The sequence below is a fragment of the Klebsiella sp. JB_Kp031 genome (genome assembly GCF_040064295.1).
In the GTDB taxonomy this organism is placed as follows: domain Bacteria; phylum Pseudomonadota; class Gammaproteobacteria; order Enterobacterales; family Enterobacteriaceae; genus Klebsiella; species Klebsiella quasipneumoniae.
This window is the reverse complement of sequence record NZ_JBEAJW010000023.1, coordinates 101,604-123,041: the sequence shown is the minus strand read 5'-3', so window position 1 is coordinate 123,041 and position 21,438 is coordinate 101,604. Positions and strand designations below refer to the sequence as shown.

The window sequence follows — 21,438 nt, the reverse complement described above, 5'->3', positions numbered from 1 at the left end:
ACCGTTGCACCGCTCACCATCCGGATCACGGCAATAAAAAAGGCCGCCCGGAGGCAGCCTGATTGAAGACTTAAAAAGCTTTAAAGTCTGGCGTTGCTGAACGCCTGAGCATCCAGGTTACGAAGTTGCTCCAGAGTCAGCCATTCGCCCTTGTCGTTGTAGAAATCATCGGGCAACATGCCGCCGTCACGAATCAGCCGGGCCCGGGTTACGCCAACGATTTGGGACTGTCGCGTGAACGACTGGCGCGAGAACCATCCCTGATAATCGGTATTCGAAGGCACATGCCCGTCCATGCTGGCACGTGAGCTATCTGATATTTGCCCAACAGCAATACCCAGCTCATCAGACGATTTCAGGATGTAGGTTTCGACGCTGCGACAGCAGAAATGGATTTTCCCGGGTCCCTGCAGATACGGCACCTTATGGCCGATCGGCTTGTTATCCAGTGTGTACTTGAGGCGGTCGCGAATCCGACAGTCTTTTGATGTACGGTTATCCAAAGTGGATAACCACTGCTTACCCTTCAAAATGTCATCGTTCGCATCTGCAAAGCTTTTCCTGGCCGTAGAAGCAAGATGCCCCACAGCCGTTTTTGCAATACTGCCGGCATTGGTTCGGCTCATCTGCAGCGCGCCATCCTGATAACCACGGTTAGCATGACCACGGACCTTTCTGGCGATTTGCTCATGCGTATCGCCCAGGAGAAAGCCCTGCCGCACTGTATTGGAAATTCTTGCCATCCTGTCAGCTTCAAGGTTATCTGCCCACTCCGAAAGCAGGCGCCCCTGAAACGGCTGTGCCATCGTAGCTGCGTAAACGGCATCCGGTGAAATGCCCACCAATGGATGAAGCAATAGAACATCATCAGGAATCGCAAACTGGAACAGGCTCAGCTGAAAGCCTGCTTCGTGCTGAGCGAGTTGCTGCAGCTCATCAGATAGTCCCGCGTACATTGACTGCACAGCCTCGCGATTGAGAGCTCTGACACTAACGAGCAGCGCTTCCAGTCGCGACACGGTAAAGCTGTCAGCATCCAGGCTATCCATCGCTACAAGCAATCTGGCTGTCAGTTCCGCATCGCTGTCATTCAGGATTTTTATCATCCTGTTTGCAACGCTGGTGCTGTACCGCGCTATCCATATCGCATGCGCTATCGATTCATCCTGAAGCTTGTCATTCGCCGTTGCCATTTGCACCACCCGGGTTACTCAGTCCGCCGGCCAGCGTGACCTGCTGATTCCGCAACTCGTCGATAACCTCTTCGGGCTTCGCGTCCGGATCGATAAATTTGAGGGTCTGCAAAACGCGAACAGCATCGACCTGACGTATATCACCACCCTGACGGAGCGACTGAACAGCTGTTGCAGCTGCGGCATCAAACGTCTGGGCTGAAACATCCAGTTCGGTGCGTACATCGACATTGCCGCCTTCTTTCTCGCCCAGCCATTCCGCCATAATCTGCAGGATATTATCGAGCGCATCCTCAAGCGAGCTTGCCATGGTGTAGAGAGGTGAATTCTCCTGCATCCGCTCTTCGTGAGTCTGGTCTAAGGATTTAGTCGATGTGTTTTCCGCGCGCAGTAGTTTTGCGCCGGCCTGACGCATCTGGTTTTCCAGATCCTCAAGGGAAATCTTACCGGCTTCAATCGCAGCCCCGGTATGCTCGACATATTCCAGTCCCTGCCGCTGGCGGTCATCGAAACGAGTCGCAGAGGAAGAACCTATCGTCAACGTTTCGCCATCAGCCAGACCGTAAGCCACCAGCAACGGCACGCGAGCGACATGCAGGATGTTGTCCTGTTCACTCTGACTCTGCCAGTGCTTGATATTCAGTAAGGCGAGATTAAGCAGTGGCGGTGAACCGCGCATAAAGCCTGTGCGTTTCGTGTAAAGCGTCACCAGGGGAATGTCATCGCGACTGGTTTCCCACTCGTCGTGAATCTGCCACTGGCTTTCGCCGTTATCACCTTTATTACGGCGATAAATTTCAACCTTGCCCGGCATGATATGGCGTATTTGCTCAACTTTCGTTTGCCCATAATCATCGCCATCAACAATGATGACCTCTCTGATACGCAGATCGGTCAGCACCACTTTCCCTTTAACCACTTTCGATTTCCAGCCGATGACCTGTCGTGGATTAAGCATCGTGGCATATGGGCGGGATCCCGCGGCTTTTTCGTCGGCTTTAGTTTTTACTGCCTCCGGGTCAATTTTCGGGAAATCCACCAGCGCATGTACCAGACCATACTGGAATCCGATGCTGAAAAATTGCTGTGCCCAGACATCGAGCCGGTTTCCTTCCATATCAATATCTGGCGATAGTTCCCGTATTTGTTCAGGAGAGTCCTCACTCAATACCGTCGGCTCAGCAAACACTCGCCCGATGTTTTGTTTAATGGCCTCTTCATAGGCAGGTAGTAACGTTGCCGAAGCCAAACGCTCCTTATAACTTTCAGGATCTTCGTTCGGCCATTTCGGGAGATACTTATTGCCCTGCCGGCGCATTTCCAGCGTGCCGCCCATCAGCGCATCATTAATATCCCATGCCTCAACCATGTCGTTATAGTCGAGGTTGGGCGTTGAAATATCAGGCATGGTTTTACATCCGCAGTTGGGTGACTTTTCCAGTCGGTTTGATGATCGGGAATTGCTTCACAATGAAATACCCACCGGCATCGTTAGGGTGATCGTTATCCGCCGTTTTATCCGGCTCACCGTTTTCGCCCCAAACCTGTTGCTCAAGCGATTCTGTGTACACCGGGCACCGCTTTACATTCACTTTGTAGCGACGTTCACCGTTACCATTGCAGAACATGGCATTCATCGCGTTGATGCGGTCTTTCACTGGCGGGTTTGATGCATTAACAACCACATTGAAGCCGGCCTGCTGAAGCTGAGCGATATCAGTGGCGCTGGCATTGCTGGATTTACGGGAATCGCCGGAAGCGTCCGGGTAGATATAGATTTCACGCACCTTTCGGTAGTCATGGCCGTCATATAGCCAGAACCGCTCTTTGATGATGCGAATCATGTCCGGCGTGTCGTAAGCCTTGATGATTTCAGTAACTGCAAACGGAAGCCCCAGACGTAACACATGAACAACCCCGGCCATCTTCCCGACGTTGAAATCCATACCGATATACAGCGGCTCACCGGGTTGCTCTTCTTCCCGGCAGTTATTCAGCTTACGGTCAAACTGATGGTAAATCGTCCCGCTGGTAAGGTTGGTGAACTGGCCACGGAGATAAGCCTTGATCAGCTCCGGCGGGTATGACTCCATCAGCGACGGGATATAGTCCGGCGGCAGATTCTTTTCATTGTCGAACGTCGAGGCCTGCACCAGGCCGTACAGCGTTGAGAGCGAAGGCTTATCGCGTACAGCCTTTGCGAACTGCTGATAAACGAATTTAAACCCTTCCGGCGTCGTGGTGACGTCGATCCCGTTACGAAGACCGGCCACGTTGTAACGCATACGAGCAATGATTTTTCGCCAGGCTAACTGCGCCTTTTTGGCGGGCATTACGTCCAGTTCATCAATCAGCGCATTACCGATTTTAAAACCAACAATGGTTTGCGGTTTCTCCATCGAGCGGCAAATCGTCGTTCCTCGGTACTGGCGCCCGGCGTAGAAGTGAACCTCTTTGTTTCCCTCGTTGATTTTGACATTCAGCCCCCAGTCGTGGGCCACCTCCTCAACAGTGGGATAAAAGATGTCACGGATCTGCGGATACGTTGGCGCAAAGTAACCCTGGTTGATTTTGGGGTGTTCCCACATCCCTTTGCAGATACCACCACAACCGACCCACGTCTTACCGGAACCGAAGCCGGCGACATAGGCCTTAAATTTGTACTGCATCGCAAGGAATTTGGCCTGAGGGATGTTAAGCGTCGGTGCTATCGCCATCCTCTTCCCTCACTCGTGCATCGACTACGTTGATATTGATTGCAACTGGCGTTGGTTCGTCATCCTCCGGGTCAGCGGCCAGCTCTTTGCGTAATTTTTCGACCTCCAGCTGCCGGCGCTCAATTTCAATCAGCTGCAGACGCTGGGCGAACTCGCTATCAGCCAGGCCGAGCCGTTTCATCACCGCCTCGTACATGCGCTCGCGGCTGATAGCGGTTATCTCAACGCCATTCTTCCCAAGCTTCACACCGGAATAGGCAAGCGCAGCATCCGGCGCCAGCTTACGCGTATCAGCGAAGTATGGCTGGCCGACGCCATCACCATTACAGCGAGGGCATTCCGGGTTAGGTGCGCTGGTGTGGTCGTAACCGTAACCACCAACATCGACGGGCTCACGACGTTTACGCTCAAGCGCTTCGAGCCGCTTCTCTTCGTACTCCACGGCATCACGCCATTGATACTGATGACCGAAGCCCCAGCAGTAACGGCAACTCCCGCGGCGATACTGTGATAGCTGGTTGGCGTCGAACGTTGCCAGGCGCCACATCTGCTCAAGTACTTCATCAGCGCTGCCGAGTGTGCGCACAATGGATGCTTTCTGCTGCTGCGCAATGGCCTGCGCAACGTTAGGATTCGTTAGAAGCTGACGGCCATAGTTTGGGTCGCTATAGCCCGCACGCTCAGCGGCAGCGGTAGCGTTCTGGTCCTTGAGGTATTCAGCAATGAAGCGCTTTACCTTTGGACTCAGTTTGCTCTCCACCAACTCTTCTGCGCACTTTTCCTTTTGCGCAGTGCACAATTTCTTCTGCGCAGGTTTTTGCGCAGTTTGCGCAGTGGGTTTCTTGATGTATCGGCGGGCTGTAGCGTAATTCAGTCCCTGCGCTTCACACCAATCCTTCGGTGATACGCCGGTTGCGGCATGATCGGACAGGAACCGTTGCTGAAGCTCGCCCCAGTCCGGTTTTGCCATGGATTATTCCTATTTAACGTGAGGGAGAAAAAGGAATTACTGATTCTCCATAAAATATTCACTTTTATGTTTTGGAATTAAGGCTCTTTAGTTCAGGAGTTATTATGAAAAGAATTATGCTTGCTGTTTTTGTGATCTGTGGTGCGCTGTCACTTTCAGGATGTATCCTTCCCCCTGGTCCCCATGGAGGCGGACATGGTGGAGATCACTTCCATGGTCCAGAGCATCGTTAACCGCCTGAGGGCTTTCATTTTACAAAAATGAAAAAGGCCGCAAAAATATGCGGCCTTTAGTTACTACCAGCTAGCGTATAAAGAATCTCTCAGGAGCCACCCGGGAGAGGTTCATCTATACGGCTAACTGACCTCTGCCGTTCTGGTGTTGGCAAGCAGAGACGTTATGAGAGTAGTGAGTATTTCAAAATTCACCGGGATAAACAGACAATGATGTCAGTTACCCCGTATAACTGGAAATTGGTGATTGATTGAACTGTCAGCCCAGACGATTTGTCTGATGGTCATTATCACAGGCACTCAGTGAATGCCTGTTGTAATGCCTTAGCTGGCCTGTTCTGCGCCGGTATCAAACAACGCCAGCGCTTCGGTCGCTTCCTGAATCGCTTTACGGGTCTTCGAGACAATCTCGCTTTCCGTGTAAACACGATCAAAGGAGTCTGCGAAAAGTTCAGATTTCAGATAGCTGTCGCCTACCCAGTCAATGGCCAACTTGGCCGCTGCGGTGTCGTAGTTAACTTTCTTGATGATATCCAGGCGGATTTGCTCGGATGCGGTGATCTCTGACATGTCTTACCTCTTTAATAAATAATACATACAGAAAAGCCCTGTATGAGCAGGGCCTTTTATCGTCAAACCTTAGAGAACCAGCGCTACAAGCCAGGTAAAGTAATGACACTTTGACTTTATACTAAAAAACGACTCATATTAGAGCTATTGGTGATCATCCATAAAACCAGCCTGCGATACCAAGGAACATGGCTGACAGAAAACAACAAATTGCAGTTTTATGCATCAATACACCGTAGAAGGCACAAGATATCACAACAAGAAGTACAATAAGGACAGGCCACATACTAAACAAAAGAAGAGCATATGACTCTGAATTATTATAAATATTATTTTGCACTAGCATCATAATCCTTCTACGGTGTTTGAAAGCGTTGCAATGATGCTAATTTTAAATTCCTACAGCGAATTTACAAAAAATAGAAACTACCAAACTAACGAAAAGCCACTCTTACCAAAAAAAATATTAGCAAGAGGATTCAACTGTGACCCAAATATCCAACCCATGAATATAACGCTGCACCGGAACGCAAACAAACACACTTTCAGTTAAACTTACTGACTTTATTATACTGCCCGCGGGAGGAAAAACCTCCCCACGCTCAGGCAATTTGTTAATTTGTTCAGCACCATATCGATAATGCTTTGGAAGTCGCGGAAGTTTGCAATCAATCATAATTAGTAACTCACTTTATAAAAAGTCAATGTAGCATGCATAATGAACTAAAAAACTAACATTGCAAACTATATATTTTTTTTAAAATTAAGCCCATTGCTTCACGAGGAGATTTAGCTGTCCACTTTTCCACTTACCCTCTAAATTTCCTAAGTTTTTTCCTAATATGTTAGTTTTGAAATGGCAGAAATATTATGAAAGTTACAGACGTACAATCAATGAAACAAACCCGCTGAGCTTGTTAAATCCGAGACACATTCTACACTTACTTTTGACTTTGCTCTGCCATGACAAAGTCCGTTGTTTTACCCGTGTGCTCATGGATGAGCCACTTCCCATAACGTCTGACCTTTCATTTTTCTCGCAACCAGTAGAAAAACACCTCAAAACCTCATTAGAATCCGATAAAATACAGCACACTTGCATTTTGTAGGATTCATTCCGCGGTTCTATTTATTTCATTGAAACGTTGAAGCGCTAACAGCCGTCTTCAGGTTGAGCCACAGCCCGACAAGCGAACATGCACGCCTTCTGCATTTCAGTTTTAGCCATACCAATCCAACGGGTATCGGCATCTGATTCTTTGGCTGTATCCAGAAGGTTTAAGAAGTGCTTACTGACACCCTTCAGACGGTTCATCTGTTCAATATCACCCTCGGTTAACGTGCGGTATCCCTTTACGGTGCTGCCATCCCGCGGTTTAGCTTCACTCATTTCGTAGCCCTTTTGGTTTGCTGGGGATATGCAGCAGAAAAAAATCATAAATATCTACCGCTTACGCTTGTTGTTTCTGAGCTGGCTCCTAGGCTAAAAGAGCCATTACATGAAAGACCTTGCGTTTACTTACCCGTGGACCTCAAGGATGAGGCCATTCTTTTAACTCACTGAATAGGGGTAATGCTCTGGCAATTGGCCTGCACTGCTTTGTTGTGCGCTAGGATATCGCGCTTGGTCTGCTTATCCAGCACCTCGATATCGTGGTCGGTCAGGTAGATAATCCGCACCCAGCTGCACGCGGTATCAACAACTACCGGGGCGGGTGAAGTGCTCGCGCAGCTCCCGATCAACATCGTCATCAGGCATATGGCTAACAGTCTGCTGTACATCGCTTGCCTCTTTCGTGACTTCTGCCCTACGTTCTGTCGCGGCGACGGTTGCGGCGGCGTTCTCTTCGGTACGCTGCAGATCGGCTTTGGCTTCTGCCTTACTGGTACCGCGAGCATGACCAATACCGAACGTGCCAGCTATAGCGCCCAGGATGACGACCACCAGCCCAGCAATAATTTCGAAGCTCATCGCTGCGGCTCCTTCAGTTCTTCGGCCTTAGCTTTCAATGCTGGCTGGCGTACGTATTGCGAAAGCACCGCCAGCACCACCAGCGCAGGGCTAATCAACGCAACAATGTTTGGAGGCAGAATGTTTTTAATGTCCGGCGGCAGCATCGCCCAGGCGTGCAGTGCAGCATCCGGGAACGACTGCGCCCACACACCAACCAGCGCGCCGATAGTCCCCAGCTTTACAGACCACGTTTTCAGCAGCAGGCTGGCATGGCCTACGAACTCCAGCCGGGTATATTTGCGCAGCAGTAAGAGAACGAGCAAAGCCACCAGCACGAGCAAAGCGAAGATGATCATCTTCATAGCACGCGCTCCTTAATCCAGCCGTAGAGAAAATCCTCGTTGGCTTCGCGACCCTCCGCAAGTTCGAGGTATCTGGCGCCCTGGCTGCAGTTCAGCGCGCGTAACAGAACCTGTTCCCCCTCTTTCCCTCGGGCTGAAAGATATCCCTTAAGCGCAGTGATGGTTCGGGGGCCAATGGCGCCATCCGGGATCAGATCGGGATACAGCTTTCCGCGCATATTCATTGCCGTCAGCCAGCGCTGAAAGAACTTACTGGCGACGCTGGGCCCCATGTTCACGCCAGTGTCGCAAAGCTCATCTGCCAGTAACGGAGATAAACTTGCCACCTGGTCGAACCGGGGGCTGGTCCAGTAATCGCTGAGCAGGATTTGCTTTGCGGTTTCCCTGGGAAGGTTTCGCATATCACCGGTGTAGCCATGTGCACGGGCGGTGGTTTGTGTGATGCCCCAGCGGGTTGGCCCGCCTTTATCAGAGGGGTGATCGACATAACCACCCTCTTTGCCGAGGATCCCCTCAATAATCTGGTCTGCTGTCATTGTACTTTCACTCCGGTGATTCGTTCCCAGAAATACGTGAGCGCTACGGAACCCATAGCACCACTGATACCGGCAGTGGCCAGTATCATGTAAATACTCAGGCCACCTTCAATGCTGATGAGCCCACCAATAACCCCGGTAAAAGCCGAAACCACAATCTGCGCAAAAGCATTTATCCAGCTCCATTTTGCTTTGCCCTGCTTCACATCCATCAGGAATCGGACAAGGCCGCCCCAACCAGCAATGATCAGCAGAGCTAGCCAGGTGATTCCGGCCATGCTCTCTTTGTCTTGCATATGCTTTGCCATAGGTTCACCTCCGGGTTAACGGGGTGCTGTGTGTTTGAAAGGGATCAGGACCGGCAGGTGGAATACTCATCAATGGTGATTCCAGGTGCCTGAAAGAAAAAACCACCTTGAAGAGGTGGTTGGGGAATTCAACGCGAGCTATGTGCCTGGGGATAGTGTATGGTTGCGGACCATTCATCAGGAAATATCATATGCAACAACGCAAAAACTCAAAAAACAATCGCAACTACCTCATCAAATGTACCTGCCCTGGCTGCGCCAACCAATCAGAACATAGTTACACCCGAGTCCAGAAAGGCTCTGCGCTGATGTGCCCTCACTGTAGTAAGATTTTCACTCAAGACAAACTCCCAGTCGCTTAGGCTTTACATCATCATAATCTCTGGTAAAGCATCCACTGCAGCGCCCGTATAGCTTACAAAAGTGAGCCCATCAGGCAATGTGGCCTGACGAACCCACAGACAGTTATAGGTCTACGGGTCGAACTTTTACGTCATGGCGCCCAGAAGAGAAAAGGCCTACCGGAATGGAAGGCCTTTAGGGGGTTATGCAGTATGTGTGGTGCCAGGTGCTTCCCGGTAAGTCGTTGGTCAGTCACCGTGACTCGCGCTGAGGATTCACTTCTAACTGTTTACGCCCCTCCGCTAGGGGGATTCACCACACATAAAACCTAACATCTCGATAACATCGTTTCAATGCCATACGTTGCAATGACAAGAGATTTAGACATAAAGCATGCTTCGACTCTCCTTCTCATCGCCAGGAGTGTCTCTCAGTTGAAGGTAAAAGGCATGCCAGCAGATGAATGCATAATTATTGTTTTGATGTTTTACGTGAACTGATTAGGAATAAAAAAAGCCCGCTCAGAGAAGCGGGCAGAAAGTAGGCATTCTAGGTAGTAACGAAACGAAAGCACTCCTAATAGTCCGAGCTACCGATTTACCAGGAAGCATTCACTTTTGCCGTTACGTTCTATAAACATAGAAGGGCTACCGCAAAAGTAAACCCACTATGAAATATTCAATATGCTTAGTGACAGTGTGGTGCCGGGTGCCTCCCGGTGAGCATGCCCCAGTCGGCATGGCCCGCGCTGCATTTACAGGTTTCTGTAACTGACTGGTCGCCCCTCCGCACAGGGGGATTCACCACATCAATACGTTATGCTGCAAACATAGCTGGCGTCAATACAATGCCTGTGAAAGACGCCTATCTTACGGCTGCCATCGCAGCGAACAGCGCTGTCGAACAGCTACTAATCGCAGGCATAAAAAACCCGCATTTTATGCGGGTTCCTGGCTTTGCAGCTTGGATTATCTGAATGCTGAATTCAGAGAAACCTCAGCATCAGGTTCATGCGTAATTCTGTTTCTGAGATCCCGGCGAATTATCTCAATGGACCAGAACCACACCAGGTGACCAAATATTTCAGAAACGTTTTCATACCATGGAAGTTCGAACAACGGTGGGGTTAGGCCCATAAGCGGGAACGAAATCATATGGACAAACAGTTGTGCGAGTGCACCTGCAAGCAAACCCTGCCACAGCTTAATTTTTGGAAACACCTCAGCAACTACACAATACCCAACCGCGAATACGATCGAGAATATGATATGTGTTACGCCTACCCAGTTAAACACATGTCCGGCGAAGGTATAGACAGCCGCATTTGGATCGGCTAACCCTAACCAATCACGCAGGAAAATATAAGGAGGGTTAAGGAAGTTTCTGGAGCAATCAATTTGCCCGGCAGCTCGAATTAATGACTCTGGTCCACAGGCACTGGTAAACATATCGACAGGACTACGCGGTGGTAATGGTACTTCAGCACCCCATTTAACAAATGCTGAAACCACCCCAGAAATAAGCCCGATAAACAATGCAACGCCATAATGCCGTCTGCGAGGTTCGGTTCGTACAAAAATATCTTTTAACGCCATAAGACCATCACTTATAAAGAATATTTACAGTTCCTTAATATTCCTTAAGTTTGGCGCATGGGATTTTGATTCAGATCACACTTTATAGCCGATTTCAGGCATTTTTTTTCAAAAACACAAAACCCTGCCGTAGCAGGGTTTATATAAATGTTTTCGTTCAGGCGCTTTATTCCACGATTTAAAATATACACGACAACTTCGGACAAAATCAAGCATCGTGCACTTAAAATGCAAAATAATGTGCCCATTTACTCAATCAGCTGTTGCTCGTTGAAACTCTTTATCTGCCCTCTTCTCTTCCCTCCAGCATAGGTCCACCAGCGCATCGCAGAAAGGTTTCCAGTTGCGTGTCCATGTTCTGATGTGCAGGTCTGGGATAAGCGTCAGAATCGCTTTATAAGCAGCAGTAGACGGCATCGTTGAAAAGCCATTCCCCGAACAGCGCTCACAGATTTTATATATCGGTGCTCCCTGCTCTTTTGTCGCTTTGCGGTCCAGAACCCGGCCAGAACCACCACAGCGGCAGCGCGCGTTAATTTTCCCCTTACCGTCACAGGCTTCACATTTAGCGCTTACGCTAGCTGTTACTTCAGTCCACTTATCCCAGTCGGACGGACGAACAGCACGGGACCTGTTTGCCCAATATGGTGCTTTGCCCCACGGATTAGAAACTTTGCGTTCTGTGGTAGTGGTTTCAATCTGTCCGGTGCCACTGCATACCCTGCAGACTCCCGTTGTTTCCGCGGACCGGGAATACTCCGCAAAGGCAAACTGTGCCAAAATCAGGCAGCAGCGCCCCAGCTCTTTACCAGCTGTTTTGCGTACGTTCTTCGGTGCGGTTTCAATCGCATACCGCGCTAGCGCCTGGACGGCCAACTGCTCATCTGTCTTGCTGATGCCAGTCTTTCCAAAGAACGCTGCCAGCCCGAACCGTGCCCTGCTGCTTGTCACCCCAATACCAGCCATAACATCCGTACCGTTGAGACGATCAGGTGATGTGCTTTTCACGTCGTCGCTGATATGCATACCCTGAGGGCTGAAATGTTTTAAGGACGCTTCGAGTTTCATGCTTTCAGTACCCCCTCTTTTTTCCATATAGCCAATGTTCTGAGCACACCTTCCGCATGCATCAGGCGCAGTTCGTCGCGGGTGTAATCTGTGGTTTTCTTTCTGCCATCGATGAGATCGTGGCATGCATTACAGGCAATAGCCGCCTGGGTATCGTCCGGCTTGAATCCAGTTCCGCAGGTGCCAGCCAGACGGTAATGCGCCAGTACACTGGTTTCCGGGTTGCCGTTGCAGTACCCGGGGATCCGCACTGTGCATTCGCGGCCTCGGGCCGCTTTGCGAAGGTTCGCCATACTCACTCCCACATCCTGTTGCGCCAGCGAGAGTCTGGCCGCGGCGGAGTTTTGTCCTCCACCAGCTGCGCGCTAACGGTCCATGTCATAAAGTCAGGGTTTAAGCTTCGTTCGACCTTTACGCCCCGCTGGCGATATCTCGCCATCAGTTCGTCGGCCTGCTGTGTTGTGCATTCGTGATGGTGAAACCATGAGTGTTTCATCGGCATCACCCCGCAAAACTTAAAAGCTGGTTTGCGGCGTTCTCAGCTTCCTGCAGGCTGTTGAACGAATGAGAGAGGATCCACCGCCAGAGAACATCGAGCGATGCTTTGTACAGTTCCTGAAATTCGCATTCGTCCATGCTGGCGAAAGAAATGCTGCGAGGGTGTTTTTTCAGCGTGCCGTCCGGCAGCTGTATGGCGTCATAGTGGCCTGCTTCTACGATGACCCACGCCCGGTAAGCATCGAAAGATTTGCAAATACTGATATAGCCGGATCGCTTCTCGGCTATTCGGTCGAGATATTGCCCGGCGGCATCAAGTAACGCCGATTCACTCCCGCCATATGCAGCAAGGTATTTGGCGTAACCTGTGATAAGCCTGCGCTCATTAGACGAAATCGCCCCGCCGGTAGGCTCCCAATATTCAAAACCGAGATTGAGTAAAGCAAAGTAACGGCGGTGAAACGCCGGATTGCGGACAAGCTTAAAGTCGGCCTCCAGAACGCAGCCGAGCTTGCATTTTGATTGTAGAAATTCGCTGGTCTCCTGCGTGGCAGGGATCAGTAAACCTTGTGACTGCTTTATTAAGTGCAATTGCGCCATGGTTTCCCTCCGTGGCGCAGTAGGTCAACGGTTGTTCAGGCCGTTGATTTCATATTATCAGAAGGCGGGATAACTCGGTAGCCGAGGCGATGCAGAAAACTGGTCATTGCGTTGAGATTAAATACTCCCTCGTCCTCAAGCAGTGGTCGCATAGAAGTAACACCATTTGCCGTGTATACCAGAACCCGGCCTGCTGCCCTGATGCTGCCAACAACTTCACCTGTAGAACGTTTAACCAGATCGTAGTACTCATTACTCTCATTGCGCATCCCTACCTCCCGGAAGCAAAACCATATACTGTGTTTTTATACAGTATAAATTAATGTTAAATCACTTACATGTGAAAATTTCACGGTAGCGGAAGATATGATGGCAGATGAAGATCGTCCTACAAGCCCCTATTTTCAAAAGAGATTATCGAAATTGAAAGTTTGGGAGTATTGTTTAACTTTCATGGCTAACGGAGTTAAAAGCTTTGCGCGGTTGTCGACGGCATATTTTGTGTATCGTACAAGCCCCTATTTCACTCGATCAAATGGAAAAGGCCAATTTCAGAATTTAATTAATTTCAGATGTATTGGTGTAGCAGAAAAAACTACTGAGTCTTAGGATGCACAATTTGTGTAGTGTGCAATCCCCTATTTACCAGGACAACAAAGAAAACCCGCCGGCGCGGGTTGAATTGATAGAAGTTTATTAAGCAGCCATTCCCTTCTGTTGACATAGATCCGGCAAATTGGCCCGCACCAGCGCTTCAGCGAACGGCGGCGGGACGGCATTACCGCAGCGAGCCACTTGCTTGTCCTTCGCGTATTTTACGCCGCGGTAATCCTGGTCAATGATGTACCACTCCGGAAAGCCCTGCGCCCGGTAAAGCTCATGCGGTTGCAGCATTCGCATCCCGATATCAACGATGCGGTAAACAATGCCCTTAATCGTCACCAGTTCGCTGACGCCAAAAGAATTTAGGAACTTTTTAACTTGGTCCGCACGCCGCTCGTCGTAATCATTAGCCGCCAGCAGCGCGCTAACCTCTCCCACATGCTGACCTCCAGCGGTGATTGTCGGCATCGGTTCATTGGTGCGCTGACCATCACGGCAGGTACCACGCAATTTTACCAGGTGCGATGTCACAAAAGCGTGATGATCGACGGTAGTCACTGAGTGAGCTGGCTCATCAAGCGCAACGCCTGGACCGGCGTAGTTCCCGCCATAGTGTTTCGCCAGGAACGCAGTTGTTACGGCAAACTTATTGCCCCCAGCTGTAACCGTACCCAACGGTTTACCAAGATTGAGAACCCGCGGCGATTGCCCTACCCGCTCGCCATACCCCATCTGAATAAGCGTAGCGGTGACTAACTGAGACTTACCCCCTCCACCAGCGGTAATCGTGGCGCTAGGCTCATCTGCCCGGTGGCCAATGCTTGCGCCGAACTGGCGGGCGATAACCGGGGCAACCACGCATGCTCGGGATTGCTTTAAGATGGTATGAACTGGTTTGTTGAGTGGACGCGGTTTAGCCTGGTACTGGCTACCACCATTTCCAGCCATAAACGGTGCCAGAGTAGGTACCGCCAACGCGTAACCATGAGTTTTGGTGATTGTCTGTATTGGTGAATATAACCCCTGCCCACGGAAACAATCATATTTACCGCGTGTCGTAGTGTGGTTGCATTTAACGATGAATGGGTTATCGCTATCGACCACAAATCTCTGGATACCCCGTGCTATACGCTTCAACGTATTAACTGCAAGCGGCTTTTTGCGGTCAAATATCGATGGTGCAGGAATAGACCAGTCGATGCATTCAGCAGCTGTCCGCCATGGCGTCAATTTTCCAGCCTGCACCGCCGGTGATTTCGGATCCCCGTGAGTAGCTTCTGGCCAGACTATCGGTTTTCCGTCCCTTCGCATCACCATGAAAAAGCGCTTACGAATAGTTGGTGCACCATAGTCGCAGGCGCGCAGCTCGCGATAATCGATGTCATAGCCCAGCCCGGTAATCAAGCGCCTCGCCTGTTCGCTATCCGGCGACAACTCCAGAAACTCGCAGCATTCCAACAACGCAGGGTGATCCGCAGGAACTCCGGATGTCAGCATGCCGACGAATGCCAGGAACGTTTCGCCAACACGGTCCGGATCCGGACGCATTTCCGCCGCCAGTAGTGGACCCCACGTTTTAAACTCTTCAACGTTCTCCAGCATCATTACCCGCGGACCAACATCCAGCGCCCAGCGGATAACGATCCACGCCAGCCCACGAATCGCTTTTTCAACTGGTTTAGCCCCTTTTGCTTTGGAAAAGTGGCGGCAGTCCGGCGAGAACCAGGCCAAACCAACATTGCGGCCGGCAGTCGCTACTTTTGGACGCACTGAATAAACAGACTCGCAATAGTGCAGAGTTCCCGGATGATTGGTGGTATGCATAGCTACAGCGTTTGGGTCGTGGTTTATCGCGATGTCCACGCTACGCCCAATCGCCATCTCGATGCCCGTACTCGCCCCGCCGCCGCCGGCAAAGTTATCAACGATGATTTCGCTCTCTCTCACACGTATTTCTCCATGGTGCTGGCCAGCGAACGGGCCGCGGCGATAATTGACGGTACCGGCATTTTTTCGAGCCACATTCTGTTGATATGGTGCTGCAGTCGTTGCTTGTGGTGCGCATGGAGAACCCCGGCGCTTTCTACTTGAGACAGAACCATTGCAACCTCGGCGGGCCAAACGGTTTCAGGAACATCCACCAGCAACAACTGCTCCAGCTCCAGAATTCGCTTACAGGCATATTCCAGTGAAGGATCCACTATTTCACCTCCTGCGGGGCGGCTATCGGTTTACCCGCAGAAATTACTTCTTGCACATCCAAAACACGCTGAAATACAGGGCTGCCAAGCAGGCTGTAATTCATCCCGGTAGCGGCCTTTGGCACCATCCCAAGCCGTTTCATGTCAAAATCGATCACGGCGCGCTGATCGCGGAACAATCCCAGACGACCATGCCGGACAACCTCGCCAGTCGCTTCTGCTTCGGAAAAATACCGCTGGACAGTAGCGCGGCTCAGCCCAAGTTTTTTCATTGCCTCGGCGGTCGTGAGTCGCCCCTGATGTCTGGTGATCCGAATCACTGCGCGGACGTACTCTCTGCGCTCAACTGCTGACAATGCTCTTGCCATACATACCTCACTTAACGACACGCAAATGGCGCACGTTTTTGCGATAGCTGTCCCATTCAAAATTCACCCACATACCGCCGTCCATCTGGAGACGGTCAAGGATCCGCATACCCAGTGTTTCCTTCAGCGATTCATAGTTCAGGTTGGTTAGGATGCCGACAGGTCGCATGGAGGACAGCCGGCGATCGATAACCTGATTCAGGATGACTTTTTCACCGCTGCTTCCGCGCTGAATACCCACCTCATCCAGAATAAGCAGGTCCACATGGCATAAATCATCCAGCAATGACGCCTCTGACTGCCCTCCGTCATAACATTCCCGAACACGCAGCATGAGATCCGGAATGGTTACCACCAGCACAGAGCGGCCACCAGCCAGCAGGTGATTTCCGATTGCCGCCGCCAGATGGTTTTTCCCGGTGCCTGGCGCTCCGCTGAATACGAAGCTCGCAAACCCTGAGCCGAATTGCTGCGCGTAACTCTTCGCCATCGAGAGCGCCCGACGCTGGCCATCCGACTCAACCTGATAGTTAGCGAATGTGCAGCCGCGGTGCAGATCCTGAATTCCTGCACGTCCAAAGATTTTCTCTGCACGTGCGCGCTGGTTTTGTTTTTCCAGTTCCTCACAGCGCTTACGGCCTTCTTCGGCTTGCCAGGCACGCCATTCATCAACGCTGCCAAATTTTGGCTGAACGCCATGGGGAATGAGTTTTTTCAGTCGCTCCAGTGCATTCCCGGTACCAATCATGTTTTTCATCGCTACCCCCTGAATCCCGATGGGATGGTTTTGTCAGGTTCCGAAATCTGATTGGGATCTCGTGCGCCTGGCGCCTGCTGAATCGCCCACGGTTCGCTGAAATGCATGCCAGGGCCAAAAAACGTTTTCGCCTGTTTCACGTACTGCGTGTTGAGGATTCCCTCGGCTTCAACGAAAGCCGCGTAACGCTCCACACCTGCGAGGATTTCCGCCGTAGTGGTTCCATCCCTGATTCGGGCATTCCAGGCTTTGAAAGCATCTGACTTGCTGTTTCCCCCTGCCCGCTTGGGATAAACCGACCAGACCTGCTCGAACTCATTCGGGTATATTTTTTGGGGTTCAGGTTTATCGCCTTCGTCCTGTTTCTGATCGTCTGGGGGTGTGGCGGAGCCATGCCCCGAACTATCTTCTTCCTGATCCTGTTCCTGCTCCTGATCCTGTTCCTGGTTAAGGAACGGTTCGAGAACCCTTTCGGAACCCTTTAGTTTTGCGATACCGATGTGGGATATTGCCGATGCTAAAACCCGCGCCAGCTCTGGCTTCACCGTAGATTTGTCCGGGACCTGATCAAACAAACGAAGTGCTGCAATTCCCTGGTTTGGGTTTTCAACTGAATTCCAGGTCAGAAAGTTACGAATTAGCACCCATTTCGATGACGAATCACGCGTTGCGAAACCGTTAGCCGATAGCTCATCAAACCCTTTCGAAACCCTTTCAGGAGTCCAGGCTAAGTCTTCCGAAACATATCCATCAGGCAGCCTGAAGCATCCGATCATGTTCGTGTGTTGCCCTGTGAGCAGATACAGCGCCAGCAACCTGGCATCATCCGATACCCGGCGCATTCCATCGCTTATCCAAAATGATGTATGCACCTTGCCGTAATCACGCATAGAGACCCCGTTGTTGCTTAAACTGGTGTATTTTCATCACCAAGCACCCACCGCAAAGCCGCTGCGTATTCGCCGCTGGCGGTTTGAAGTTGCTGGGTGATTTCCTTACGGGATTTGAGACGAGGCTTTGTGTTGCCGAGGACAGCGCGCTGGCGGCGAGCTTTCTCGTGGCCAGTTACACCCTCTGCCGCTGCCTCTAACTGTTTGACAGTTTCCCGTTGCTTTTCCGGTGGCATATCGACCAGCTGACGCGCTTGAGTGACAGTGACTTTTCCAGCCTCAACCGCCGCCTGGACGGCCTGCGTCGCATCCAGTAGAGCCACGGTTGCCTGAACCGTTTTTACGCTGCAGCCAAAAAGCAGGGCAATGTCATTTTCGTCATGACCGTATTCCATCTGCTGAACCATTTTTTTGGCCCGGCCCAGTGGGGTATCTGGTTGCGTTATCTCGTTTTCGCTGACCATGTATTTGGCCATTTGAATTGCTGAGCCGCGCTTAGCTATACCGGGTACCGGCCAGGGTTCCAGCCCTGCCCGCTTTCTCCTGGCGTTTGCTTCCTTAGCGTTCTTTACGCGCTGCCGACCTGCCACCACGCAGGTTTTCCCTGTCTCTGGGTCCTTCCACACGATAATCGGTTCGAGTACCCCAAGCTCCATGATGTTGAGGATCACAGCTTCATTAAGCGGTAGGTGTACTCGTTCGTCGTACAGCGGGTGTGTTGTATCGGTAACCAGATGCAAACTTTCCGGTTCGAAAAACAGAACATTGCTTTTGCCGCTGGCGCCATAAGCGTCGATAGAATTTTTAGCCATGGGCGCCCTCGTTATTGATATTCAGTTGGTTCGTGTTCATAATTTCCCCTGTGAATTTATCCAGTTAATTCGCAACGAAAGCCGTAGGTGTTGCAGCACCGCGGCTTTCACCTTTCTGAACTCCAGCATCACGTCACCCCCAGCATTGAAGTGACAATGGCCATCAGTGGCACTGTTAACTCCGGATCTATTCGGAACATCTCGACTATTCCCTCGCTCAGTTCTTTCAACTTCTGATGGCGTGGTGCCCCCATAACAACGGCAACCTTCGCTTCGCTGGTTTCTTTCTCCAGACGAGCCAGTCGGGACATAAAACTCTCTTCGGGCAATAGGCGGTGTCGGTATTCCAGAGGAAGAACGGCCATGATCGCCGGTGTAAGAAGGCGAACGTACTCGCGATAGCGCTCAGACTCGGCCGGGTTGTCCAGGTAGCGAAAAAGCTTCTGTCGGGCACGGCTGATGTCATCAGGAAACGCGATCTCCTCGCCGCCCTGCTGTCGCCATTCCTCGACGATGTACGCAGATACAACATCCTGCCCAGCAGCTGCAGCCCAGGCGCGAACGGCTGAGCGAATGTTGTCGTGCTCTGCGACTATCGGCTGATTTCGCTTTATCAAAGCGCCGGTCTTGAATCCGGTATTTTGTTGAAAGGACATGATTTGCATGGTCAACCTTCCTGTTTCGGCAGGCCGTCTGTTGGATTTGGATAGAGATCTGGGCGCAATTCGTGGGGAGTGACACCTGTTATTTTGAAAATTGGGAAGATATAGCTTGGCGGGACGATCCCATGATTCCGATTCTTCCAGTGACTAACGGACATACTCGTTACGCCAAGCGCGACACTTAGTTTCCTAGCTGAACCAGCGGCTTTTATTGCTTTATCTAGTGCGGACATATGTTTCTCCTGTTAAACAACAACAGAAGTAAACCACAGATTTATATTATATGCAAAGAATAGGTTTATTGCATGTATAAACCAAATATTTACAATGATTTTATGAGAAAAGAAGAACCCAACCTCGTTCTGGTAGAGCGCCTTACCGAGATCACTGATCGCGGCGTTACTAAAGCAGACATGGCACGTATAGCTGGAGTCACCCCTCAGGCCGTAAACGGCTGGTTCAAAAAAGGCGTGATTAGTAAAAAATCAGCACTAGCAATAGCTGACGCTGTTGGTATTTCTGTTGCATGGCTACTCGGTGAAGACGTTGGCGAAAAAGACGGACTCAAGCCAGACGAACAGCGCCTACTGGAGCTCTATCGCCAATTGCCAGAAGAAGAACAACAGAACATGCTTCGGATCGTCTCTCTGCGCCTTAAGGAACTCGACGTGCTGTACGCTAAGTATATGGGGCGACGTATCAAAAAAGATGATGTTTAGTAAGCTATAAATCAATTTATACCAATCTACTTAGTTTTTTCCGGTCCTTTCTTTGTAGTTGGTTCGATAAAGTGAAGCAGGTTAGTGCCCAAGATGTGTTGGTGGAACAATACGAAGGAAAAATTGTGAGTCAAGTTGAATTTGAAGACTGAAGAGAACATAATTTAACCAAGTGTTCTCTGGGAGAAAAGTCATGATTCGTAAGCTATTAAAACAACTCAAAAATGATCCACCAAAAGCAGGCGTGGATGAGTTGCAGCAGATTTATGACGAGATAGAGGAACAGCAACAAAAAATTGCTGAGGAAAGAACTAAAATCAAAGAGGAACATCGTGATGGCTCAAGACTCACAAAACATCGATTCACTATTTGATTATTTTTACTTTGACAAGGAACGAGTGAGTGCTTTAACTGCTCAATTATTTCCTGCAGGTGTTTTGAACTCAGTAAAAAAAACATCACATGAATCTGAAAATGGTCTTAAAGAATTAAAAGCTGGACTACCTCTAATTGGAGCACGAACCAATGCTGCTGAAGCATCGGCGCGTGGACAGGAACAAGTTTTCGATTCTTCATGGAGTCTTCCATTAAACCTTTTGGATAAGCTTTCAGAGACCAACAGAATTAAAACAAACCTTCATGAAGCTAAACTTGGAGATATAGTATTAATTAAAGGCATGATGAAAATATTTGATGCCCAGATGGTTCATCTTTGCATGCCAATAATAAAAAAAATTAAGTTAAACGAGTTGAAATCGGCAAAGAATAATCAAGAAAAAAACACTTTAAAACAAGAGATTGCGGGTCTTGAAAATGCCGAGGAAATGGTAAAAATACTGCCTCCAACTACACACATTGATTTTGCCGATTCTTTTGGAAATCTAAGCTGGATGTCTGTCGAACCATCTAACTTAACAACTACACTAAGTGATGTATCATTAAAATACGGACCATTTATACCAGGGGAGTGGTATATTCTTTGCATCGTCGATGCGTACGCTGATGATAATAAGGTCGATAATCCTGATGCGCCATACCCCGATGTTACAAATGAATTAAAGCGCGGAATGGAACCTATGTTATTGATGATGAGAGGTCTAATGGGGCGCCCGTTAGGTTCATTCGGGATTACACCGTTGATAATATTTCGCGGGGTCGCTAATCATTAACCCTACTTTTATAGCAATCCAGCCACTGTGCTAGATTTTATATAAACATCTTAAATTTCCTATCGCTTCAAAACTTTGTCTCAATTTCACCACTCCCGGCCATTGTGTCGGGTTTTTTTTGCCTGCGATTCACCGACCATCTCTCAAAAAACACGTATGCAAACCTATGATTTACTCCGCGCGTAAACCCACCATTGACACAAATATAAACCAGTGATTTAATGTTAATCTCTAAGACGCACCACGAACCACCCAGGCAGGACGCCCACGAAGTAGCTGCCGGCGGCATACGAATCACCGGATGAGGTGGG

General features: G+C 50.0%; 29 protein-coding genes. 4 read left to right on the top strand and 25 right to left on the bottom strand.

Going from position 1 to position 21,438, the window contains the following annotated elements; all coding sequences use genetic code 11:
• Nucleotides 1–80: 80 nt before the first annotated feature.
• From ABLV64_RS08670 to ABLV64_RS08620, 11 genes are all read right to left on the bottom strand, one after another.
• Nucleotides 81–1,193, bottom strand: a complete 1,113-nt coding sequence (locus tag ABLV64_RS08670) for a phage minor head protein (protein WP_117130955.1) — start codon at nucleotides 1,191–1,193, stop codon at nucleotides 81–83.
• On the bottom strand, nucleotides 1,177–2,601 hold the full coding sequence (locus ABLV64_RS08665; protein WP_348843054.1) for a DUF4055 domain-containing protein: 1,425 nt from the start codon (nucleotides 2,599–2,601) through the stop codon (nucleotides 1,177–1,179). The genes ABLV64_RS08670 and ABLV64_RS08665 overlap by 17 nt, the downstream gene beginning before the upstream one ends.
• Nucleotides 2,602–2,605: 4 nt before the next feature.
• The gene (locus tag ABLV64_RS08660; protein ID WP_224229953.1) at nucleotides 2,606–3,910 is read right to left on the bottom strand and encodes a terminase family protein; all 1,305 of its coding nucleotides are present in this window, start codon (nucleotides 3,908–3,910) and stop codon (nucleotides 2,606–2,608) included.
• On the bottom strand, nucleotides 3,888–4,880 hold the full coding sequence (locus ABLV64_RS08655; RefSeq protein WP_265240770.1) for a terminase small subunit: 993 nt from the start codon (nucleotides 4,878–4,880) through the stop codon (nucleotides 3,888–3,890). Before ABLV64_RS08655 ends, ABLV64_RS08660 begins: the two co-directional genes overlap by 23 nt.
• Nucleotides 4,881–5,437: 557 nt before the next feature.
• On the bottom strand, nucleotides 5,438–5,683 hold the full coding sequence (locus ABLV64_RS08650; RefSeq protein WP_023304777.1) for a DUF2560 family protein: 246 nt from the start codon (nucleotides 5,681–5,683) through the stop codon (nucleotides 5,438–5,440).
• A 1,153-nt stretch (nucleotides 5,684–6,836) separates the two neighbouring features.
• Complete coding sequence (locus tag ABLV64_RS08645; RefSeq protein WP_108433306.1) at nucleotides 6,837–7,073, bottom strand: hypothetical protein; 237 nt, start codon at nucleotides 7,071–7,073, stop codon at nucleotides 6,837–6,839.
• A gap of 167 nt (nucleotides 7,074–7,240) precedes the next feature.
• The gene (locus ABLV64_RS08640) at nucleotides 7,241–7,429 is read right to left on the bottom strand and encodes a hypothetical protein (RefSeq protein ID WP_108433260.1); all 189 of its coding nucleotides are present in this window, start codon (nucleotides 7,427–7,429) and stop codon (nucleotides 7,241–7,243) included.
• Nucleotides 7,380–7,655 (bottom strand): hypothetical protein, encoded by a 276-nt coding sequence (locus ABLV64_RS08635; protein ID WP_348843055.1) that lies wholly within the window; start codon nucleotides 7,653–7,655, stop codon nucleotides 7,380–7,382. The genes ABLV64_RS08640 and ABLV64_RS08635 overlap by 50 nt, the downstream gene beginning before the upstream one ends.
• Entirely contained in the window at nucleotides 7,652–7,999 is a 348-nt protein-coding gene (locus ABLV64_RS08630) for a hypothetical protein (protein ID WP_048324665.1), read from the bottom strand. Before ABLV64_RS08630 ends, ABLV64_RS08635 begins: the two co-directional genes overlap by 4 nt.
• Nucleotides 7,996–8,535 carry a putative peptidoglycan-binding domain-containing protein gene (locus ABLV64_RS08625; protein WP_108433262.1) on the bottom strand — a complete coding sequence of 180 codons (540 nt, stop codon included), beginning with the start codon at nucleotides 8,533–8,535 and terminating at the stop codon, nucleotides 7,996–7,998. The genes ABLV64_RS08630 and ABLV64_RS08625 overlap by 4 nt, the downstream gene beginning before the upstream one ends.
• Entirely contained in the window at nucleotides 8,532–8,831 is a 300-nt protein-coding gene (locus ABLV64_RS08620) for a phage holin family protein (RefSeq protein ID WP_126315622.1), read from the bottom strand. The genes ABLV64_RS08625 and ABLV64_RS08620 overlap by 4 nt, the downstream gene beginning before the upstream one ends.
• 152 nt (nucleotides 8,832–8,983) lie before the next feature.
• Here ABLV64_RS08620 and ABLV64_RS08615 point away from each other — a divergent pair, with 152 nt between their 5' ends.
• Nucleotides 8,984–9,205, top strand: coding sequence for a YnfU family zinc-binding protein (locus tag ABLV64_RS08615; RefSeq protein ID WP_309598379.1), 222 nt, complete (start codon nucleotides 8,984–8,986; stop codon nucleotides 9,203–9,205).
• Nucleotides 9,206–10,153: 948 nt separating this feature from the next.
• Here ABLV64_RS08615 and ABLV64_RS08610 read toward each other — a convergent pair.
• The 14 genes from ABLV64_RS08610 to ABLV64_RS08545 form a co-directional block, all read right to left on the bottom strand.
• A complete protein-coding gene (locus tag ABLV64_RS08610; protein ID WP_038421387.1) occupies nucleotides 10,154–10,780 on the bottom strand; it encodes a YagU family protein in 627 nt (208 codons plus the stop codon).
• Between the two features lie 252 nt (nucleotides 10,781–11,032).
• Nucleotides 11,033–11,848 carry an antitermination protein gene (locus ABLV64_RS08605; protein WP_108433263.1) on the bottom strand — a complete coding sequence of 272 codons (816 nt, stop codon included), beginning with the start codon at nucleotides 11,846–11,848 and terminating at the stop codon, nucleotides 11,033–11,035.
• Entirely contained in the window at nucleotides 11,845–12,141 is a 297-nt protein-coding gene (locus ABLV64_RS08600) for a DUF1364 domain-containing protein (protein ID WP_348843056.1), read from the bottom strand. The genes ABLV64_RS08605 and ABLV64_RS08600 overlap by 4 nt, the downstream gene beginning before the upstream one ends.
• A gap of 2 nt (nucleotides 12,142–12,143) precedes the next feature.
• Entirely contained in the window at nucleotides 12,144–12,350 is a 207-nt protein-coding gene (locus ABLV64_RS08595) for a hypothetical protein (protein WP_108433265.1), read from the bottom strand.
• Nucleotides 12,350–12,946 carry a DUF1367 family protein gene (locus ABLV64_RS08590; protein ID WP_108433266.1) on the bottom strand — a complete coding sequence of 199 codons (597 nt, stop codon included), beginning with the start codon at nucleotides 12,944–12,946 and terminating at the stop codon, nucleotides 12,350–12,352. Before ABLV64_RS08590 ends, ABLV64_RS08595 begins: the two co-directional genes overlap by 1 nt.
• A 35-nt stretch (nucleotides 12,947–12,981) precedes the next feature.
• The gene (locus ABLV64_RS08585; RefSeq protein WP_023304767.1) at nucleotides 12,982–13,215 is read right to left on the bottom strand and encodes a hypothetical protein; all 234 of its coding nucleotides are present in this window, start codon (nucleotides 13,213–13,215) and stop codon (nucleotides 12,982–12,984) included.
• 427 nt (nucleotides 13,216–13,642) lie between these two features.
• Nucleotides 13,643–15,496: a DNA cytosine methyltransferase gene (locus ABLV64_RS08580; protein ID WP_265240768.1), complete on the bottom strand. Its 1,854-nt coding sequence runs from the start codon at nucleotides 15,494–15,496 to the stop codon at nucleotides 13,643–13,645.
• Nucleotides 15,493–15,750, bottom strand: coding sequence for a hypothetical protein (locus tag ABLV64_RS08575; RefSeq protein ID WP_108433268.1), 258 nt, complete (start codon nucleotides 15,748–15,750; stop codon nucleotides 15,493–15,495). Before ABLV64_RS08575 ends, ABLV64_RS08580 begins: the two co-directional genes overlap by 4 nt.
• On the bottom strand, nucleotides 15,750–16,118 hold the full coding sequence (locus ABLV64_RS08570) for a DUF977 family protein (RefSeq protein ID WP_053810491.1): 369 nt from the start codon (nucleotides 16,116–16,118) through the stop codon (nucleotides 15,750–15,752). Before ABLV64_RS08570 ends, ABLV64_RS08575 begins: the two co-directional genes overlap by 1 nt.
• 7 nt (nucleotides 16,119–16,125) lie before the next feature.
• A complete protein-coding gene (locus ABLV64_RS08565) occupies nucleotides 16,126–16,875 on the bottom strand; it encodes an ATP-binding protein (RefSeq protein WP_023322443.1) in 750 nt (249 codons plus the stop codon).
• 2 nt (nucleotides 16,876–16,877) lie between these two features.
• On the bottom strand, nucleotides 16,878–17,765 hold the full coding sequence (locus ABLV64_RS08560) for a hypothetical protein (RefSeq protein ID WP_207770034.1): 888 nt from the start codon (nucleotides 17,763–17,765) through the stop codon (nucleotides 16,878–16,880).
• Between the two features lie 17 nt (nucleotides 17,766–17,782).
• Nucleotides 17,783–18,577 (bottom strand): ParB/RepB/Spo0J family partition protein, encoded by a 795-nt coding sequence (locus tag ABLV64_RS08555; RefSeq protein WP_040199677.1) that lies wholly within the window; start codon nucleotides 18,575–18,577, stop codon nucleotides 17,783–17,785.
• 128 nt (nucleotides 18,578–18,705) lie between these two features.
• Complete coding sequence (locus tag ABLV64_RS08550) at nucleotides 18,706–19,242, bottom strand: toxin YdaT domain-containing protein (RefSeq protein WP_117130947.1); 537 nt, start codon at nucleotides 19,240–19,242, stop codon at nucleotides 18,706–18,708.
• Between the two features lie 2 nt (nucleotides 19,243–19,244).
• Nucleotides 19,245–19,472, bottom strand: coding sequence for a YdaS family helix-turn-helix protein (locus ABLV64_RS08545; protein WP_117130946.1), 228 nt, complete (start codon nucleotides 19,470–19,472; stop codon nucleotides 19,245–19,247).
• Between the two features lie 72 nt (nucleotides 19,473–19,544).
• On the opposite strand from ABLV64_RS08545, the gene ABLV64_RS08540 reads away from it, so the two are divergent.
• The 3 genes from ABLV64_RS08540 (at nucleotide 19,545) to ABLV64_RS08530 (ending at nucleotide 21,127) form a co-directional block, all read left to right on the top strand.
• Nucleotides 19,545–19,958, top strand: a complete 414-nt coding sequence (locus tag ABLV64_RS08540; RefSeq protein WP_040206289.1) for a helix-turn-helix domain-containing protein — start codon at nucleotides 19,545–19,547, stop codon at nucleotides 19,956–19,958.
• A gap of 193 nt (nucleotides 19,959–20,151) precedes the next feature.
• Nucleotides 20,152–20,331 carry a hypothetical protein gene (locus ABLV64_RS08535; RefSeq protein ID WP_072044363.1) on the top strand — a complete coding sequence of 60 codons (180 nt, stop codon included), beginning with the start codon at nucleotides 20,152–20,154 and terminating at the stop codon, nucleotides 20,329–20,331.
• Nucleotides 20,294–21,127 carry a hypothetical protein gene (locus ABLV64_RS08530; protein ID WP_123806441.1) on the top strand — a complete coding sequence of 278 codons (834 nt, stop codon included), beginning with the start codon at nucleotides 20,294–20,296 and terminating at the stop codon, nucleotides 21,125–21,127. The genes ABLV64_RS08535 and ABLV64_RS08530 overlap by 38 nt, the downstream gene beginning before the upstream one ends.
• Nucleotides 21,128–21,438 lie beyond the last annotated feature (311 nt).

Excerpts from the sequence above, each read along its gene's own strand:
- ABLV64_RS08670 (WP_117130955.1), bottom strand. The coding sequence starts at position 1,193 with ATGGCAACGGCGAATGACAAGCTTCAGGATGAATCGATAGCGCATGCG.
- ABLV64_RS08665 (WP_348843054.1), bottom strand. The coding sequence starts at position 2,601 with ATGCCTGATATTTCAACGCCCAACCTCGACTATAACGACATGGTTGAG.
- ABLV64_RS08660 (WP_224229953.1), bottom strand. The coding sequence starts at position 3,910 with ATGGCGATAGCACCGACGCTTAACATCCCTCAGGCCAAATTCCTTGCG.
- ABLV64_RS08655 (WP_265240770.1), bottom strand. The coding sequence starts at position 4,880 with ATGGCAAAACCGGACTGGGGCGAGCTTCAGCAACGGTTCCTGTCCGAT.
- ABLV64_RS08650 (WP_023304777.1), bottom strand. The coding sequence starts at position 5,683 with ATGTCAGAGATCACCGCATCCGAGCAAATCCGCCTGGATATCATCAAG.
- ABLV64_RS08645 (WP_108433306.1), bottom strand. The coding sequence starts at position 7,073 with ATGAGTGAAGCTAAACCGCGGGATGGCAGCACCGTAAAGGGATACCGC.
- ABLV64_RS08640 (WP_108433260.1), bottom strand. The coding sequence starts at position 7,429 with ATGTTGATCGGGAGCTGCGCGAGCACTTCACCCGCCCCGGTAGTTGTT.
- ABLV64_RS08635 (WP_348843055.1), bottom strand. The coding sequence starts at position 7,655 with ATGAGCTTCGAAATTATTGCTGGGCTGGTGGTCGTCATCCTGGGCGCT.
- ABLV64_RS08630 (WP_048324665.1), bottom strand. The coding sequence starts at position 7,999 with ATGAAGATGATCATCTTCGCTTTGCTCGTGCTGGTGGCTTTGCTCGTT.
- ABLV64_RS08625 (WP_108433262.1), bottom strand. The coding sequence starts at position 8,535 with ATGACAGCAGACCAGATTATTGAGGGGATCCTCGGCAAAGAGGGTGGT.
- ABLV64_RS08620 (WP_126315622.1), bottom strand. The coding sequence starts at position 8,831 with ATGCAAGACAAAGAGAGCATGGCCGGAATCACCTGGCTAGCTCTGCTG.
- ABLV64_RS08615 (WP_309598379.1), top strand. The coding sequence starts at position 8,984 with ATGTGCCTGGGGATAGTGTATGGTTGCGGACCATTCATCAGGAAATAT.
- ABLV64_RS08610 (WP_038421387.1), bottom strand. The coding sequence starts at position 10,780 with ATGGCGTTAAAAGATATTTTTGTACGAACCGAACCTCGCAGACGGCAT.
- ABLV64_RS08605 (WP_108433263.1), bottom strand. The coding sequence starts at position 11,848 with ATGAAACTCGAAGCGTCCTTAAAACATTTCAGCCCTCAGGGTATGCAT.
- ABLV64_RS08600 (WP_348843056.1), bottom strand. The coding sequence starts at position 12,141 with ATGGCGAACCTTCGCAAAGCGGCCCGAGGCCGCGAATGCACAGTGCGG.
- ABLV64_RS08595 (WP_108433265.1), bottom strand. The coding sequence starts at position 12,350 with ATGCCGATGAAACACTCATGGTTTCACCATCACGAATGCACAACACAG.
- ABLV64_RS08590 (WP_108433266.1), bottom strand. The coding sequence starts at position 12,946 with ATGGCGCAATTGCACTTAATAAAGCAGTCACAAGGTTTACTGATCCCT.
- ABLV64_RS08585 (WP_023304767.1), bottom strand. The coding sequence starts at position 13,215 with ATGCGCAATGAGAGTAATGAGTACTACGATCTGGTTAAACGTTCTACA.
- ABLV64_RS08570 (WP_053810491.1), bottom strand. The coding sequence starts at position 16,118 with ATGGCAAGAGCATTGTCAGCAGTTGAGCGCAGAGAGTACGTCCGCGCA.
- ABLV64_RS08565 (WP_023322443.1), bottom strand. The coding sequence starts at position 16,875 with ATGAAAAACATGATTGGTACCGGGAATGCACTGGAGCGACTGAAAAAA.
- ABLV64_RS08560 (WP_207770034.1), bottom strand. The coding sequence starts at position 17,765 with ATGCGTGATTACGGCAAGGTGCATACATCATTTTGGATAAGCGATGGA.
- ABLV64_RS08555 (WP_040199677.1), bottom strand. The coding sequence starts at position 18,577 with ATGGCTAAAAATTCTATCGACGCTTATGGCGCCAGCGGCAAAAGCAAT.
- ABLV64_RS08550 (WP_117130947.1), bottom strand. The coding sequence starts at position 19,242 with ATGCAAATCATGTCCTTTCAACAAAATACCGGATTCAAGACCGGCGCT.
- ABLV64_RS08545 (WP_117130946.1), bottom strand. The coding sequence starts at position 19,472 with ATGTCCGCACTAGATAAAGCAATAAAAGCCGCTGGTTCAGCTAGGAAA.
- ABLV64_RS08540 (WP_040206289.1), top strand. The coding sequence starts at position 19,545 with ATGTATAAACCAAATATTTACAATGATTTTATGAGAAAAGAAGAACCC.
- ABLV64_RS08535 (WP_072044363.1), top strand. The coding sequence starts at position 20,152 with ATGATTCGTAAGCTATTAAAACAACTCAAAAATGATCCACCAAAAGCA.
- ABLV64_RS08530 (WP_123806441.1), top strand. The coding sequence starts at position 20,294 with ATGGCTCAAGACTCACAAAACATCGATTCACTATTTGATTATTTTTAC.